The organism is Peribacillus sp. NPDC056705 (genome assembly GCF_043656335.1).
The window spans coordinates 1-16,727 of sequence record NZ_JBHTYI010000007.1 but is presented as its reverse complement, the minus strand read 5'-3'; the positions used below and the strand labels follow the sequence as shown (position 1 = coordinate 16,727).

Here is a 16,727-nt window from a genome sequence, read left to right as displayed (position 1 = left end):
GAATCCACTATTACCTACATTGTACAACACTTTCCATTGATTATGAAATCGATAAGACCCATTCTTCAACAAAATTAAGTGCTGCATCCAATTTTTCAGGGTCTTTTCCGCCGGCTTGGGCCATATCTGGACGGCCGCCGCCGCCGCCGCCGCAGCGGGAAGCAACTTCTTTGACCAATTTACCAGCATGGAAACCGCGATCGATGTAATCCTTGGTCACCCCGGCAATCAAATTGACTTTATCACCTTGCGCCGAACCTAATACGATGATGACAGAATCGAGCTTTTGTTTCAAATCATCCGCCATGGCACGCAGATTATTCATGTCGGTAGCTTGAACCTTCGCCACCAATACTTGAACCCCATTTACTTCTTTTACGTTAGAAACAAGACTGCTTGCTTCGATATTGCTTAATTTTGCAGTTAGGCTTTCATTCTCACGATGAAGATCCTTCACTTCTGCCAGTACCGTTTCAATTCTTGAAGGTACGTCTTTCAAGTTTGTTTTCAATTTAGCAGCTGCATCCTTCAAGACACCGATTTGCTCAGTCATCAATTGGTATGCCCCGGCACCCGTTACCGCTTCTATACGGCGGGTCCCAGCTCCGATGCCGCTTTCGGAAACGATTTTGAACAAGCCGATTACCGCTGTATTCGGAACATGGACACCGCCGCAAAGTTCTAGGCTGTAATCACCTATTTGAACGACACGGACAATCTTGCCGTATTTTTCGCCGAACAAGGCCATTGCGCCCATAGCCTTTGCTTCATCGATGTTTTTATAGTCCGTATTCACTTGTAAGCTTTGCCAAATCTTTTCATTTACAATCGTTTCGATTTGTTCAATCTCTTCCGCCGTTATCTGGCCAAAATGAGAGAAGTCGAAGCGAAGGCGCTCAGCCTGTACGAGTGAACCAGCTTGGTTGACATGTGTACCAAGCACATCTTTCAACGCCTGATGCAGAAGGTGCGTCGCTGTATGGTTTTTCGTGATATGGATGCGGTTTTCTTGATTTACCGCAGCAACGATATTGGAATCTGCTGTTAAAGTGCCGGCAGTAACCGTTACACGGTGCAGGTTTTGTCCATTAGGAGCTTTTTGGACATCAAGGACATCAACCTTCACGGATTCACTGGCCATCGTTCCTATATCGGCTATTTGTCCGCCGCTTTCCGCGTAGAAAGGAGTCTTGTTCAGTATCACTTGAACTTCTTCTCCTTCTTCTGCCTCCGTTACAAGCTCGCCATTTTTTACGATGGCAGCAACTGTGGCTTCGACAGCTACTTGATCATAGCCGACAAATTCACTTTCAACTTTTATATCGCCCAATACCCCGCCTTGGATTTGCATCGAATCCACATCTTGACGCGCTGAACGGGCACGTTCACGCTGTGCATCCATCTCTTTTTCAAATCCGGCTTGATCGACCGTCATGCCTTCTTCTTCTGCATATTCTTCCGTTAACTCAATCGGGAAACCATATGTGTCATATAAACGGAATGCATCACTGCCCGGAATGGTCGTACCGCCTTTTTCCTTTTCCTTTTTAATGACTTCAGAAAGGATGGACAGTCCATCATTCAGGGTTTCATGGAAGCGTTCCTCTTCATTTTTGATTACTTTTGCAATGAACTCTTTATTCTTGAGGACTTCAGGGTAGAAGTCTTTCATGATTTCGCCTACGACCGTCACAAGCTCGAACATGAATGGTCGATTGATGTTGATTTGCTTAGCATATCGAACCGCTCTGCGAAGTAAACGGCGCAATACATAACCGCGGCCTTCGTTGGATGGAAGAGCCCCGTCGCCTACTGCAAAGGCTACCGTACGAATATGGTCGGCAATGACCTTGAAGGCCACATCTTTTTCTGTATCGGCACCATACTTCACATCGGAAATCTCTTCGACTGCCCGGATGATCGGCATGAATAAATCTGTATCATAGTTCGTCGCCACATCTTGAACGACGGAAGCCATACGTTCAAGGCCCATTCCTGTATCGATATTCTTCTTTGGAAGAGGTGTGTAAGAACCATCAGGATTATGGTTGAATTGAGAAAACACAAGGTTCCAGACTTCCAGATGACGTTCATTTTCCCCGCCTGGATATAGTTCCGGATCATTCGGATCATCGCCATATGCCGGTCCCCGGTCATAGAAAATCTCTGTATTCGGGCCGCTTGGACCCTCACCAATATCCCAGAAGTTTTCTTCCAGGCGAATGATCCTTTCAGCAGGAACACCTATTTTCTTATTCCAGAGTTCGAATGCTTCATCATCTTCAGGATGGATCGTCACAGCCAATTTCTCTTTGTCGAAGCCAATCCATTTTTCATCCGTCAAAAACTCCCAAGCCCATGTAATGGCTTCTTCTTTGAAGTATTCACCAATGGAGAAGTTTCCGAGCATTTCGAAAAACGTATGATGACGTGCCGTTTTCCCCACGTTTTCAATATCGTTCGTACGGATGGCCTTTTGGGCATTTGTGATCCTTGGATTTTCTGGAATCACCCGTCCATCAAAATATTTCTTTAACGTCGCCACCCCGGAATTGATCCAAAGCAATGATGGATCTTCATGAGGAACCAATGACGCACTTGGTTCGATGTTATGGCCTTTTTCACTGAAAAAATCTAAATACATTTGGCGGATTTGAGCACCAGTTAAATACTTCATATATATCCTCCTTTTAAAATTATGTAATTTTGAGCACACAAAAAACCCCCATCCCAAAAACAGGGACGAGAGTTGACTCGCGGTACCACCCTGATTATGGACGCAGGAATTCACCTAGGCCCATCACCTTCATAAAAGCCTTAACGCGGCATGACGGCAGGTATTAGCTGCTCTCAGGACTAGCTTTCTGCTGCTCTTCACCTGGCAGTCCCTTTCAGCCTGGGGGACCCCTCTCTTTTAGATGGACTTCAGCATACTTCATCCTTCAACGAATTATCTTATGTAAAGGATTATATTCACAAGACTTTTATTTGTCAATAAGGGGCGGCTTCTTTCTAAAGTGAACGCGGGCATGAAGTACAAAAACTTTCAACACAGCCAAGAGGGGAATCGAAACGACCATGCCCACGATACCGCCTATTTCGCCCCCCGCCAATAATGCAAGCATGATGAACAGGGGATGCATATGGAGGCTTTTACCGACAATTAACGGTGACAGGATATTTCCCTCAAGAAATTGAAGTACGAGCACGATGACCGCAATGATCAACACCATTTTAACTGACATTGTCGCGGCGATGACCACTGCAGGAATGGCCCCGATAATCGGCCCGAAATACGGGATGACATTCGTTATTCCGATTATCGCCCCCAATAGAAGCGGATATTTCATTCCGACTAACCAGAAGAGCAGCGAGGAAATCAAACCGATCACGGCACAAACGATGATTTGCCCGCGGATATAGCCGCCAAGCGACGCATCCACATCACGAACGAAAGCCCGTCCCTGTTTGCGCCATTTTTTCGGGGTCATATACCATGCCATTTTTTTTAACACAGTGAAATCCTTCAGGATATAAAAAGCAATGAATGGAATCAAAGCAATCAGGACGATGAAATCAATCATCTTCATTGCATACTCCATCGCCATTTCAGGTATACCCTTCAGCCAACCTTCGAAAAGGGTGACACCTTCTTCGAATCTTTCATGAATTCCGAACGGCCAGGCCGCCGTTTGATGATTGAGCTTATCAATCCTGCCCCGGTACTGTTCAACCAGTTCCGGCACGCTTTCCGACAGCTCGCGAACCTGGCTGACAATCATTGGAATACCTTTATAAACAGCAAAGCCGATCCCTCCGAAAAACAACAAATAGATGATCGTAATCGAAAGCCAGCGGCGCATCCCTTTCTCATTTAAATATTCCACTACAGGGTGCAGCAAGTAACTGATGAACGCACCAATCAAAAAAGGCAGCAGTACCGTCACGCATACAGTAACGGCAGGTCCCCACATGGGTTTGAGTTTCATAAAAATATAGATAACGAAAAATAAGAGCAATAAAAAACCCAGGCGATAAAACCATTTTAAACGAATACTCACAATAAACACCTCCCGCTTATTTATTCTTCGAAAGGCGGAAGGTTTTCATACATAAAAAAGAGTGCCCTCATTAATTCAGGACACCCATTCCTGCTATAATAATGATTTTAATCTTTTGCGTATTTTCTTCATGTTCCGTTTGATCATCTTCGAGTTCATCAAGTCCGAACCCATATTCATTAGAGTATTGCGTGAACGTCTAGCCATTTGCAAACACCTCTTCCGTTAATTACATACTGAAGCGGCGGTCATTTTCCTCAAACAAATCGTCCAATGAGCTTAAACTTCCATCTTCCTCGACCTGATGCGTATTAATAAGCCCTTCGGATAGGGTCATTTCAATAAAGCAATTCCAACAATAATATTGATTTACACCAATCTTCCCGACATCTTTACTGCGGCAATTCGGACATTTAATTTCCAAAATGGACACCTCACTGTTCATAAACTGAAACAATGATGGTATCCTTCCCTAATGCAGGCGGCTGTTTTGATTCTATCACTGTCGACTCAGAGAAAAATCCATCCGTTGTTTCATACGCTATAATCGTGCCCATTTTCTCCTTGAAATATACATCCTGCAGTAAACCAAGTTCTTCACCCATTTCTGAAAAAAGCATGCGCCCCAATAACTCGTCCTTCGATAGGCAAATGGAATCCGCAGGCACTTTACTTAAGGTAGAATCTTGTTGCCTGATCACGATCCCATCCGGACCGAATGAAGAAATACCGTCAAGTTCCAAATGAAAAGCTCTTTTGAACAATGCTTGTTGATGAACGACCAACCCCGTTACTTGTCCCATTTCAGAAATTGACAAATCGTGGACCGTGCCGATTCTTTCTCCTTTGATCGTAAAAACCGGCATTCCTTTCAATAAAGAAAACGTCCGCAAGGTCATCCCGCCTTTCCGAACATTTTTATTATCTCTTTCCTGCTGAAAATAGATGTGCTGAAAGGTTTTCCATTGTTGGTCCAACTTCCATATTATAAATACAGGGAACAGACATAAAAAAAGGCTGTTTTCGCATACTTTGTTGGTTATTCACCAAGTAATGCGGTGTGGTTGATTTCCCCTCCATTGCTCGCTTTCCGCGGGGCGGGCGGTGCTCCCGCAGGAGTCTCGCACTTCCGCTCCAATCAACCTTAAATCGTTTCGTTTTAAAAACAACAATCTTTACGAAAAGAGCATAAAAAAAGACCGGTTTCCCGGTCAGACCCACTGCTTTACCATCCTCTGCTGGAACCTCCGCCACCGGAACTTCCTCCTCCGCCGCCCCGTGGACCGCCGCTTCCGCCTCCACGGCCCCCGCCTCCGCGACTGATGAATATCAAAAGGATATTGATTAGCGTTTGAAGGAAAAATCCTTTAAAGAACTTGGCATCGAGGATGAATACGATGATGACAACGATGATAATCAGGAAAATCTGTAAACCTGATGGCTGAAAGTTTTCTGACTCAGGCTGAACGGAAAGATCTTGATAAAACTCGTCACCCAGGTTGTATTCTTTCGTGACATCGTTATAAACGGCCTTATAGGTTTCCGTCAGGGCCACATCATATTTACCCTCTTTCAGCGCAGGGATAGCCACATCGTCCAAAATCTGTCCAGATTTTATATCGGTAATGGCCCCCTCCAAACCGTACCCCACCTCAATACGGATTTTCTGTTCTTCCATGGCCAGCACAATGAGGACTCCATTGTTCAGCTCGGCATCCCCAAGCTTGAATGATCTCAATGCCTCGACCGAGTACTCCTCGATCTCGGATCCTTCCATCGAATCAACCGTCAAAACGGAAATTTGTGCTTTTGTGGCATCATCCAATCTTTTCCCTAGTTCGATGAGTTCGGATTTTTCCTGTTCACTCAGGACTCCGGCAAAGTCCTGAACATAAATATCCCCAATTGGTTCAGGAATGTTAGGTTGTGCTGCGGCCACGTTTGCTAAACTGAACGTGAGTATGAAGAATAGCGCAAACACAGCGAGTTTTTTCATTATTTATCGCTCCCGAAATCAACCTTTGGCGTTTCTTTTTCTTGATCGGTCACTTCAAAATATGGTTTGGCATCGAACCCGAACGCCCCTGCCATCACATTCTTCGGAAAGCGTTTAATCATTTTATTATAGTTGGTAACTTCATCATTATAGTCTTTTCGGGCAACAGTCAGCCGATTTTCCGTTCCTTCCAAACTATCCATGAGACCCTTGAAGTTCTCATTGGCCTTTAAATCCGGATAGTTCTCGACAACTACCAAAAGCCGGCTCAAGGCCCCGCTTAATTGTTGGTCGGCTGCAATCGCATCTTCAGTCGAATTGGCACCAGCCAGCTTCGAGCGTGCATCGCTCACCGCTTTAATGGCTTCCGTTTCATGCGAAGCATAACCCTTCACCGTTTCCACAAGATTCGGAATCAAATCCGCTCTCCGTTTTAATTGGTTATCCACCTGTGACCATTTATTGTCGACGTCTTCACTGGCACTTACAAGGCCGTTGTACGAAGATGCACCAAAAATGACCAGTAAAACGACAACGACTATTCCTATTATCCAACCCTTTTTCATCCAATCCCCCCTACTCTTTCACAAAAAAGTTATATTCTATAGTTCCACCAAAACTATGAATTTTAAACAAAATTCATCAAATAGAACCAGCTACATAAAATCATATGGCGTGACATTCTCCATCCCGATCATCGGATCAGCATGCATGAGAATATCAAGATAACTTGATTGTTGATGTACCTCTTCCTTTTCCGCCGGAATTTCTCCTTCACTCAAAATCTCTTGCAGCTTTTCACGCAAAGTCGTTTTCCGGCGCATCTCATCATTACGCTCGATCCCTAAACGGAATGCATCTTCTTCACCACAAAGGATCAAGAAATTTTTACTGCGGGTAATCGCCGTATACAATAAATTACGGCGGAGCATCCGATAATAACTTTTCACTACAGGTAAAATGACAATGGGGAATTCGCTTCCCTGCGATTTATGGATGGAGCAGCAATAGGCATGTGTAATCTGGTTCAAGTCCTGTTTCGTGTAAGTCACTTCGATGCCTTCGAACGATATGATTACTTTATCGACATGATCGGTATTTTCTTTAGCGAACAAGATGGACACGATTTCACCCATATCGCCATTAAAGACTCCCTCCTCCGGCTGGTTCACCAGTTGAAGCACCTTATCTCCCGTTCTGTATATCACATCTCCGAATTTTATTTCCCGCCGCTTCTCATTCGCATTGCTATTGAACACTTCCTGAAGCATTTTATTCAGGGCATCAATCCCTGCAGGCCCTCTATACATGGGAGCCAGCACCTGTATATCCTTGGCCGTGAAGCCTTTCGTCCTCGCATTGGCAACCACCTTCTCGATTACTTGGGGGATTTGACCAGTTTGGCAGCGAATGAACGATCGATCTTCTTGCTGTTTCGTGACATCATCCGGAAGCCTTCCTTTTTTGATTTCATGGGCCAATTCAATGATCGATGAGCCATCAGCTTGACGATAAATATGTTCCAGACTGACAGTCGGTACACAATTCGATGCAAGCAAATCCTTTAAAACCTGCCCAGGTCCAACAGATGGCAGCTGATCTTCATCACCAACCAATATCACTTGGACATTTTCCGGCAGAGCTTTAAACAATTGATGGGCCAGCCACGTATCCACCATGGAAACCTCATCGATGATCACGATACGGCCATCCAGCTGATTATCCTCATCATGGGAAAAGCCTTCGCTCCCGTTCCACCCCAGCAAACGGTGAATCGTAACAGCCGGGAGCCCAGTCGATTCGGCCATTCGTTTCGCTGCACGGCCAGTAGGGGCCGCAAGTACGAATGGAAATGGATCGCTTCCTTCTTTTTTATAATCGTTAATATCCATGGATACACCATGCAGCTCTGCATATAGCTCAACGATGCCTTTGATGACTGTCGTCTTACCGGTACCAGGTCCGCCCGTCAAGATTAACATGGGTGATTGCAGGGCTGTTTGGATCGCTTCCTTTTGGGCCGGTGCATAAGATACATCCAGCCGTTCTTCCAGCTCCCCAAGTGCCAGCAAGAACTCCGATTCCGGGAACTGGTCCTCATACTCGGTTTGAGCAAGCAGCCTCTTGATGTTCATCACGATTCCCTTTTCCGAATAGAATAGCGAAGGCGGATAAATCCGTTGATCCTCGACAACTATTTTCCCCTCTTGCGTCAATTCGATTATTTCCGAGGAAATGTTCGTGAACTCAATACGATCCCGTTTATTTTCCTCCAGAAGACGTTTGACAGCCTCCAATAGCTGCTCGGCTTCTATGTAGATATTTCCGTCCTGGAGGCATTGTGATTCAAGTGTATACAAACACGCAGCCTTGATTCGATCGGGATGGCTGCCGGAAATGCCCAGCTGATGCCCAAGCTCATCCGCCCTTCCAAAGCCAATCCCTTCAATATCCTCAACAAGCTTATACGGATTTCCCTGAACCATCGTGATCGTATCCTGCTTATACATTTGATATATTTTCATCGACAGTTGCGGACCGAAGCCATATTGATTCAGGGCAATCATCACCTGCTCCAGCCCTTGATGCTCGACCAATGTATCATAGAGCCCCTTTGCCTTTTCCCCGGATAGCTTCGGGATGTCATCAAGTAGCGAAGGCTGAGCCAGAATTTTTGAAATTGCCTTTTCACCCAGTGTCTCAACAATGCTTTCAGCTGTTTTTTTCCCGATGCCCTTGAAAAGGTCACCGGATAAATAACTGACGATTCCTTCCTTGGATTGAGGCAGATCCTTGCGAAAATGCTCTACATGGTATTGAAGGCCAAAACGCGGATGTTCCTTCATGGCCCCATAAAAAATATAGATTTCATCCTCATGCATCCTTGGAAAATACCCTGTTACGACAGCTTCCTTCTCTTCATAATTCAGATTCGTTTCATGCACGCGAATTCTTACAACCGAGTACATGTTTTCTTCATTATGAAAGATCGTCACTAAATGACTTCCTTTCATGAACATTTTCTCTTCTGAAAACAAATCCAACGAATCTTGCTGGCTCAACGCTTCTCCCCACCTTTCCATGCATATGCATTTTATTTACTCAGCATTCATTTCTTCCATCAGTTTCTTTCCGTGCGCAGCAAGCATATGGTCTGGCTGTGCTTCCAAAGCCTTATCAAAATAACCCATCGCCGCTTGCGCATCCTCACGGTACCCTGCAAACGCAACGCCTAAATTATAATAAGCATCCGCATGGCCCGGATCCTGTTCCACAATTAAATTCAGTTGATTGATCAATTCATCATACAATTCCGCATTGGCAAGACAAAGCGCATATTGGAATCTCGCATCAACGTCCTCAGGGCTCAGCTCCACCGTCCTCTGTAAATAAGGCATTGCCAATTTCGGTTGATCTAACGCCATCAAGGTCAATCCAAGCATGAAGTAGGCATCGCTGTTATCCAGTCCCAAACGGATTGCCTTTTCAAACATATCCTTCGCTTCGACCAGTTTAGAATCGGATTCATAATATAAGTTCCCTAATGAATAGTAAGCCGCTGCTGCATTTTCATCCAGCTCAATCGCCTTTTTGTAAAACTTGACCGCTTTATCCGTTTCACCCACGGCAGTCAATACATTCCCAAAGTTTATGTAGGCAACAGGCTCATTCGGATTTTCCTCGATCGCCTCATTAAAAACTTTCGCCGCTTCTTCGTATTTCCCTTGCTGCATAAATTCAATTCCTTGTTGATTCTTATCCATATCCATTCACACTCCATTTTTATATTAAAAAGTATAGCATAAGCCAGTGGACGAATTCAGGCGGTACACCCGCAATCCAAAAGAAGTCCCCAACCGCAAACACAGCTGGGGACATGCTTATTTTACCCTACGTAAGTCAGTTTTTCACCTTTTTTAAATACTTCATCAATCGTACCGCCGCCAAGGCACACTTCACCATCATAGAATACGACTGCTTGTCCAGGTGTGATCGCCCGGACTGGCTCGTCAAAGATGACTTCGACATCACCATTTTCCAATACCTTCACCTTAACCCCGCTATCCACTTGACGGTACCTGAACTTTGCCGTACATGTAAATTCACCAGCCGGTATATGTTCCGCTACCCAGCTGACATTCACTGCACGAAGGGAATTCGAATACAGCACATCATTATCAAAGCCTTGACACACATATAAAACATTGCGCTTCAAGTCTTTTCCCGCAACAAACCAAGGTTCGCCGCTGCCGCCAATCCCCAGACCGTGGCGCTGACCGATGGTGTAATACATCAAACCATCATGCTTGCCCATCACCTTGCCATCCATCGTGACCATATCACCGGGCTGAGCTGGGAGGTAATTGCTTAAAAACTCTTTGAAATTGCGTTCACCGATAAAACAGATCCCGGTGGAATCTTTTTTAGTTGCCGTGGCAAGGCCTGCTTCCTTCGCAATTTCACGGACTTCCTTCTTATCAATGTGCCCAAGCGGGAACATGACTTTTTCCAACTGTTCTTGAGTAAGCTGGTTCAAGAAGTACGTTTGATCTTTATTATTATCAACACCGCGAAGCATTTTGTATTCGCCATCCCGGTATTCAACCTGTGCGTAATGACCTGTAGCCACATAATCGGCCCCAAGGCTTACGGCATGTTCAAGGAAGGCCTTGAACTTGATTTCCTTATTGCACATTACATCCGGATTCGGGGTACGGCCCGCTTTATACTCATCCAAGAAATAAGTGAAAACTTTATCCCAATACTGCTTTTCGAAATTGACCGCATAATAAGGGATGCCGATTTGATTACAAACGGCAATTACATCATTGTAATCTTCCGTTGCCGTACAAACTCCGTTTTCATCTGTATCATCCCAGTTCTTCATGAAAATCCCGACCACATCATAGCCTTGATTCTTCAATAGCAGGGCTGACACAGAAGAATCCACGCCTCCTGACATACCCACGACGACGCGGGTGTCCTGTGGTGCTTTTCTCATTCTGTCACCTCATTTATTTAAAGCGGGAATTATCTTCCCACTAATCTATTAACGATTTTCACGGTGGTTTCAGCCGCCTGCCTTACTTCCTCTTCCGTATTGTTCAGACCGAAGCTGAAACGAATCGAATTCTTCGTCCGCTCCGAATCCTTCCCGAACATCGCCACAAGCACATGCGACGGATCGATTGACCCAGCAGTACAAGCGGATCCGCTCGATACAGCAACACCTGCCAAGTCCATATTGACGAGCATCGATTCCACATTCGTACCCGGAAAACTGACATTCAGCAAATGCGGCAGCGACTGTTCCATAGATCCGTTAATTTCATATTGTACATCCGCCTCAGCAAAGACGGCAAGCAATACGTCTTTAAATCGCTTGTATTGCTCCTTTTTCTTTTCCATCGTGCTTTGTGCAATTGAAACAGCTTCTGAAAAACCGGCAATTGCCGGCACACTTTCCGTACCAGCACGGCGCTTGCGTTCTTGTTCACCGCCATATAATTGCGGATTCAGCTTCAAGCCTTCACGCATATAAAGAAAACCGATTCCTTTGGGACCGTTGATTTTATGCGCGGATACACTCAGCAAATCCACACCCAACTCGCGAACGTCGATAGAGATCAAACCATATGCCTGAACCGCATCCGTATGGAAAATGGCTTGATGCCCCTTAAGCAGCTGTCCGATTTCAGCAATCGGCTGGATCGTTCCAACCTCATTATTGCCGAACATGACCGAAACCAAAATCGTGTCGTCCCGCAATGCCGCCCTTAAATCGGCAATTGAAATAAGCCCAGCTTCATTCACAGGTAAATACGTGACCTCAAAGCCAGACTTCTCAAGGTATTGGCATGTATGCAAAACCGCATGATGCTCGATCTCCGTCGTAATGATGTGCTTCCCTTTTTCTTTATAGGCATTCGCAACACCTATGATCGCCGTATTATCAGCCTCGGTTCCACCGCTCGTGAAAATGATTTCATTCCGCCCCGCACCGATGCTAGCCGCAACACTCGAACGTGCCTCATCCAAAACATGGCGCGCCTCCCGCCCGAAAGCATGAATGCTCGATGGATTTCCGAAGTCATGGCTCATGACTGTCATCATCCTATCGATCACCTTCGGATGCATCGGTGAAGTCGCAGCATGATCTAAGTATATTCTGTCCACTTTTTTGTCGCCTCCATTAAAAAACGCAAGCGCCTACATAATAGGCGCATTGCTAATCAATTAAATATAGTACATATAAGAATCGATTTCACCCGTATCCTTGTAGCTCGCCAAATCCATAAGCGTCGTATTATCCAATACATCCTTCACTGCATCGCGGATCCTGATCCAAAGCTGGCGCTTAACCGGCTCCTCATCCTCAATTCCTTCAACAGGGGTAATCGGCCCTTCCAATACACGAATGACATCACCCGAAGTAATCTCCTGAGGATCTTTGGACAGGACATACCCGCCATACGCACCGCGGACACTCTTCACCAACCCCGCATTACGAAGCGGTGCAATCAATTGCTCCAAATAATGCTCCGAAAGATTATGCGTCTGGGCAATCGATTTCAAACTCTTCGGTCCTTCTCCATAATGTTTAGCAAGCTCGATCATGATCGTCAAACCATAACGGCCTTTAGTAGATATCTTCATACATATACACCTCAAATTATTTATCCGTTTCTAAATTCTTTTGAAATTATAGCATATTCCCGCCGGAAATGCATTCACCCGCCCTCCATTTGTCAAATTATCCTAATTGGAGAGGTAGGATAAATGAAAGAAAAGAATGAATGCTTTCAAAAATTGAATTAAATAACAAATATAACGAAAACGATTATCGAATTTATTGCCGTTGGTCACATTCCTTATATCCCCAAGCCGCTAGAGAATGATAGAATTCCGATTACCGCCTCCGAACCGAAGTATTCTGCATTTTCCCTGGAGCGGCAATCAAGAAAGCGGATTTTCCGTACCTATTTGGACATTTCCCTTGTTGCTCACATTTCAGCACTTCATGACTTTCTATACCTTTTTAAACCTACCATTACAAACCAGCCCATACCAGCCAGACTAAAGGCAGAGTTTATCTATTAAATTCCCTCATAGAAGGATAGGTCTCGATTTATCACCTTACAGCACAAATTAAATCCCCAAAGGAACTGCCATAATCGAATTCGCCTTCTTTTACAGCATAATCAGCGCATTTCCCCCATCAGTTGTGATACCTTATATAAAAAGGAGAGGTGCGCAATGAATATAAAACCGCTTGCTTTCCGGATGCGGCCTCGGTCGATTGATGAGATCATCGGTCAGGAGCATCTGGTCGGTGAAGGAAAAATTATCGCGAGGATGGTGAAAGCCAAACAGCTTTCGTCCATGATCCTGTATGGTCCGCCGGGAATTGGCAAGACATCTATTGCAAGTGCGATTGCCGGAAGCACGAAGTTTGCTTTCCGGACGCTGAACGCGGTGACCAATAATAAAAAGGATATGGAAATCGTCGCAGCGGAGGCTAAGATGTCCGGAAAAGTGATTCTGCTGCTCGATGAGGTTCATCGACTCGATAAGGCGAAACAGGACTTCCTATTGCCTTATCTCGAAAACGGGATGATCACCTTGATCGGTGCAACAACCAGCAATCCCTATCATGCCATCAATCCGGCCATCAGAAGCCGGTGCCAGATTTTCGAGCTCAAATCATTGGATACCAATGATATAACCAAAGCCCTGGAACGGGCACTTCATGATGAAGAGCGGGGGCTTGGTGCGTATAAAACCGATGTCAGCCTTGATGCCCTTACCCATTTCGCGACCGCTTCGAACGGAGATGTCCGCAGTGCACTTAACGCTCTTGAGCTCGCCGTCATTTCCACCGAACCCGATGAATCCGGAACCATTCATATAGATCTGCAAATTGCCGAGGAATGCATGCAGAAAAAAAGCTTCTCACATGACAAGGATGGAGATGCCCATTATGATGTACTGTCGGCTTTCCAAAAATCAATTCGCGGCAGTGATGTGAATGCAGCCCTTCATTATTTGGGGCGCTTGGTCGAAGCCGGTGATCTTGTCAGCATCGCCCGCCGCTTGGTAGTCATCGCTTACGAGGACATAGCTCTTGCCAATCCGCAGGCTGGTCCCAGGGCCCTCGCTGCAGTCGAAGCCGCTGAACGACTCGGTTTTCCCGAAGCCCGGATTCCACTTGCCAACTCAGTGATCGAGTTATGCCTATCACCTAAATCAAACACGGCCATTGTCGCAATTGATGCAGCGCTTTCCGACATACGCAGCGGCCATAGTGGAGATGTACCAAATCATCTTAAGGATGCCCATTACAAAGGAGCCACAGATCTCGGACGAGGCATCGACTACCTTTATCCCCATAACTACGAGAATGGCTGGGTGAAGCAACAATACTTACCGGACAAACTGCGCAGCAAAAAATATTACAAACCGAAAAAGAGCGGAAAATTTGAACAAGCCCTTGCCTCGGTCTACGAAAATATCGAGAAGAAAAAATAACTCCGGATCACTTCAGATCTGGAGTTTTTTTGTGAAAAATGAAAACTTTTAACATGCCTTTTGACAAAAGCCTCCTCCCCTTGAACATTCACCATCAATGATGCCAACTTTCGCTGAAAAGTGTACAGCTACATTCGATTTCGGCACAGTCAAGATTTCTCCTTTTCGAACATCATTTCGAAACTTCCTTCTATTAAAATCCCGACTAGATGAATAATTCCAGAGAATTCCAGATAGATTGACCAATAAATTTGGAGGCCATAAAAAACAACCTATATCCAAACAGTAAGCCATTGTGTCCAAATCATCCACAAGCAGTATGTACAACTGTCAGCTAAACGCTCCGGCCAGACCTTTAACTCTTAGGCTAAATTCCCTTTGAATCGCCTAGCTTCGTTAAGGTTTCATCAGCACGTACTTAGTAAGAGGATATGTCAATTACCGCTGCTAACGGCATGTCCCTTTCCATAAGAAGGCACAACAACTTCTAGTTGCTGTACCTGTGTAGTCAATCTTCTTTATAAATACCCTTCGAAGCTTTAATCATATTTTCCAGCCACATTTTCTTAAATACATTCACACGGCGAGGACGGCTATCCTCCTCTTCCTCTGTTGAATTTTCAATTTCCTCTGCGGCCTCAGGAAGGATTTCATTTGAATTCCCTTCATCTGATGAACTTTCCGTTGAACTGCTTTCATCTGATGAGCTTTCCGTTGATTCACTCTCGTTCGATGAACTCTCCGTTGATTCGCTCTCGTATGATGAGCTTTCCGTTGATTCACTTTCGTACGCTGAACTTTCCATTGAATATTCCATTTATTCTTAGCCTCCAATATATTTTATCCTCAGGGATATCCATATTCATATCTAATAGGAACTTGGCTTATTACCCACTTTAAAGTAATCTTCTAATTTAAATATTTATTAAATCCGATTAGCTTTCCGTCGATTCATCCTCGTCCGCTGATCTCTCCGTTGATTCATCCTCATCCGCTGATCTCTCCGTTGATTCACCCTCATACGAAGAGCTTTCCGTTGATTCACTCTCGTACGAAGAGCTTTCCGCTGATTCACTCTCGTACGAAGAGCTTTCCGTTGATTCACTTTCGTATGCTGAACTTTCCGTTAAATATTCCATTTATTCTTTAGCCTCCAATATTCATTATTCTTTAGGGATATCCGTACTGCATATATATGCGCCTTCTTTCTAATAGGGACTTTCCTAATCACCCATTTTAAAGTAACACTCCATCCGTTTTGCAAAATTCAGAAAGTCCATTTTAACTGGTCAAATTCATTAGATTGAAAAACTTCTCTCCTTGCAAACAAAAAAATAACCTCGGAATCTTTTCCGAAGCCACATTATTATTTTTCCTTCATATTAGCTATGAATGTCCCTTAAGCCAACCGAACACCGATTACCCGCTACTTTCGTGAAGAAGGCCCTCGACAATTCCCTTTGCGATGATCTCGCCATCCTTAATCAGAATGACTTCATCAAGGATGTTCTCATGATAACCATTTGCCTAACAAAATCGTGTAAGACAGCAAGCTTCGTACAATCGCCTTCCGGACCATAACGCCCAACCCTGAGAATGGTTCGTCCGATCATACGACCGGTGCGCCAGCACTAATATAGGCTTCCCTCGATTTACTACATCGACGAACCACTAAAATCCGGTACAGCCCAAATATCATCACTGAAGTGACACAAAAAGCCGCTGAATCCTTTCGAGTTCATGAAACACTCCCCATAAAAACACCATTAACATAAGTAATGACAAAACTTACCGCCGTCACAATATTTTACGTCCAAACAACATCGCTGCAGCCTGGGAATTGTAAATCCACAATCGCATCTTCCCTTCATAGTCTAAACAAATCAAAGAGAATATAATAAATGGCTGTAAGATCCAGATTATAAAAAGACTTGCCATCTCTAAATATCTGAATGTAAACAAAAAAATAAACACTAGGCCAAATTACACAATAAGCAACGAAAAAAATGTAGATTTCTCAATCGGTCACTGCATTAAACTTTTAATGAATCTAAATTCCTACCCCCTCAGATCTGTTCTAATCACTAGTAAACAACACACCAAAATATGGTAAAGGTATTATAAAATAGTAAATTATACTA

General features: G+C 44.6%; 15 protein-coding genes. 1 reads left to right on the top strand and 14 read right to left on the bottom strand.

All coding sequences use genetic code 11. The annotated features are described in order from the left end of the window. Positions 1–40: 40 nt before the first annotated feature. The 12 genes from alaS to cymR all read right to left on the bottom strand — a co-directional run bounded on the left by alaS (position 41) and on the right by cymR (position 12,714). Positions 41–2,677, bottom strand: coding sequence for an alanine--tRNA ligase (alaS, locus tag ACFRAK_RS11230; protein WP_387598146.1), 2,637 nt, complete (start codon positions 2,675–2,677; stop codon positions 41–43). Between the two features lie 307 nt (positions 2,678–2,984). Then, complete coding sequence (locus ACFRAK_RS11225) at positions 2,985–4,061, bottom strand: AI-2E family transporter (RefSeq protein ID WP_394571748.1); 1,077 nt, start codon at positions 4,059–4,061, stop codon at positions 2,985–2,987. Positions 4,062–4,290: 229 nt separating this feature from the next. Further along, entirely contained in the window at positions 4,291–4,506 is a 216-nt protein-coding gene (locus ACFRAK_RS11220) for a hypothetical protein (protein ID WP_063233024.1), read from the bottom strand. Beyond that, the gene (locus tag ACFRAK_RS11215; RefSeq protein ID WP_387598150.1) at positions 4,496–4,954 is read right to left on the bottom strand and encodes a PRC-barrel domain-containing protein; all 459 of its coding nucleotides are present in this window, start codon (positions 4,952–4,954) and stop codon (positions 4,496–4,498) included. Before ACFRAK_RS11215 ends, ACFRAK_RS11220 begins: the two co-directional genes overlap by 11 nt. Positions 4,955–4,982: 28 nt before the next feature. Then, entirely contained in the window at positions 4,983–5,315 is a 333-nt protein-coding gene (locus tag ACFRAK_RS11210; RefSeq protein WP_394571747.1) for a hypothetical protein, read from the bottom strand. Next, on the bottom strand, positions 5,287–6,057 hold the full coding sequence (locus ACFRAK_RS11205; protein ID WP_260284769.1) for a TPM domain-containing protein: 771 nt from the start codon (positions 6,055–6,057) through the stop codon (positions 5,287–5,289). The genes ACFRAK_RS11210 and ACFRAK_RS11205 overlap by 29 nt, the downstream gene beginning before the upstream one ends. Then, positions 6,057–6,623 carry a LemA family protein gene (locus ACFRAK_RS11200; protein ID WP_141992124.1) on the bottom strand — a complete coding sequence of 189 codons (567 nt, stop codon included), beginning with the start codon at positions 6,621–6,623 and terminating at the stop codon, positions 6,057–6,059. Before ACFRAK_RS11200 ends, ACFRAK_RS11205 begins: the two co-directional genes overlap by 1 nt. A 90-nt stretch (positions 6,624–6,713) precedes the next feature. Then, a complete protein-coding gene (recD2, locus tag ACFRAK_RS11195; RefSeq protein ID WP_394571746.1) occupies positions 6,714–9,119 on the bottom strand; it encodes an SF1B family DNA helicase RecD2 in 2,406 nt (801 codons plus the stop codon). 36 nt (positions 9,120–9,155) lie between these two features. After that, positions 9,156–9,821, bottom strand: coding sequence for a tetratricopeptide repeat protein (locus ACFRAK_RS11190; protein ID WP_387706693.1), 666 nt, complete (start codon positions 9,819–9,821; stop codon positions 9,156–9,158). A gap of 122 nt (positions 9,822–9,943) precedes the next feature. Continuing rightward, positions 9,944–11,059 carry a tRNA 2-thiouridine(34) synthase MnmA gene (gene mnmA / locus ACFRAK_RS11185; RefSeq protein ID WP_387706695.1) on the bottom strand — a complete coding sequence of 372 codons (1,116 nt, stop codon included), beginning with the start codon at positions 11,057–11,059 and terminating at the stop codon, positions 9,944–9,946. Between the two features lie 29 nt (positions 11,060–11,088). Beyond that, positions 11,089–12,234, bottom strand: coding sequence for a cysteine desulfurase family protein (locus ACFRAK_RS11180; protein WP_387598162.1), 1,146 nt, complete (start codon positions 12,232–12,234; stop codon positions 11,089–11,091). A gap of 60 nt (positions 12,235–12,294) precedes the next feature. After that, positions 12,295–12,714 carry a cysteine metabolism transcriptional regulator CymR gene (gene cymR / locus ACFRAK_RS11175; RefSeq protein WP_034308657.1) on the bottom strand — a complete coding sequence of 140 codons (420 nt, stop codon included), beginning with the start codon at positions 12,712–12,714 and terminating at the stop codon, positions 12,295–12,297. Between the two features lie 600 nt (positions 12,715–13,314). On the opposite strand from cymR, the gene ACFRAK_RS11170 reads away from it, so the two are divergent. Then, on the top strand, positions 13,315–14,586 hold the full coding sequence (locus ACFRAK_RS11170) for a replication-associated recombination protein A (RefSeq protein WP_387598165.1): 1,272 nt from the start codon (positions 13,315–13,317) through the stop codon (positions 14,584–14,586). 508 nt (positions 14,587–15,094) lie between these two features. Here the strand turns inward: ACFRAK_RS11170 and ACFRAK_RS11165 are convergent. After that, the gene (locus tag ACFRAK_RS11165; protein ID WP_387598167.1) at positions 15,095–15,403 is read right to left on the bottom strand and encodes a hypothetical protein; all 309 of its coding nucleotides are present in this window, start codon (positions 15,401–15,403) and stop codon (positions 15,095–15,097) included. A gap of 118 nt (positions 15,404–15,521) precedes the next feature. After that, the gene (locus tag ACFRAK_RS11160) at positions 15,522–15,725 is read right to left on the bottom strand and encodes a hypothetical protein (RefSeq protein ID WP_387598170.1); all 204 of its coding nucleotides are present in this window, start codon (positions 15,723–15,725) and stop codon (positions 15,522–15,524) included. Positions 15,726–16,727 lie beyond the last annotated feature (1,002 nt).

Excerpts from the sequence above, each read along its gene's own strand:
- alaS (WP_387598146.1), bottom strand. The coding sequence starts at position 2,677 with ATGAAGTATTTAACTGGTGCTCAAATCCGCCAAATGTATTTAGATTTT.
- ACFRAK_RS11220 (WP_063233024.1), bottom strand. The coding sequence starts at position 4,506 with ATGAACAGTGAGGTGTCCATTTTGGAAATTAAATGTCCGAATTGCCGC.
- ACFRAK_RS11205 (WP_260284769.1), bottom strand. The coding sequence starts at position 6,057 with ATGAAAAAACTCGCTGTGTTTGCGCTATTCTTCATACTCACGTTCAGT.
- ACFRAK_RS11200 (WP_141992124.1), bottom strand. The coding sequence starts at position 6,623 with ATGAAAAAGGGTTGGATAATAGGAATAGTCGTTGTCGTTTTACTGGTC.
- ACFRAK_RS11190 (WP_387706693.1), bottom strand. The coding sequence starts at position 9,821 with ATGGATAAGAATCAACAAGGAATTGAATTTATGCAGCAAGGGAAATAC.
- mnmA (WP_387706695.1), bottom strand. The coding sequence starts at position 11,059 with ATGAGAAAAGCACCACAGGACACCCGCGTCGTCGTGGGTATGTCAGGA.
- cymR (WP_034308657.1), bottom strand. The coding sequence starts at position 12,714 with ATGAAGATATCTACTAAAGGCCGTTATGGTTTGACGATCATGATCGAG.
- ACFRAK_RS11170 (WP_387598165.1), top strand. The coding sequence starts at position 13,315 with ATGAATATAAAACCGCTTGCTTTCCGGATGCGGCCTCGGTCGATTGAT.
- ACFRAK_RS11165 (WP_387598167.1), bottom strand. The coding sequence starts at position 15,403 with ATGGAATATTCAATGGAAAGTTCAGCGTACGAAAGTGAATCAACGGAA.
- ACFRAK_RS11160 (WP_387598170.1), bottom strand. The coding sequence starts at position 15,725 with ATGGAATATTTAACGGAAAGTTCAGCATACGAAAGTGAATCAACGGAA.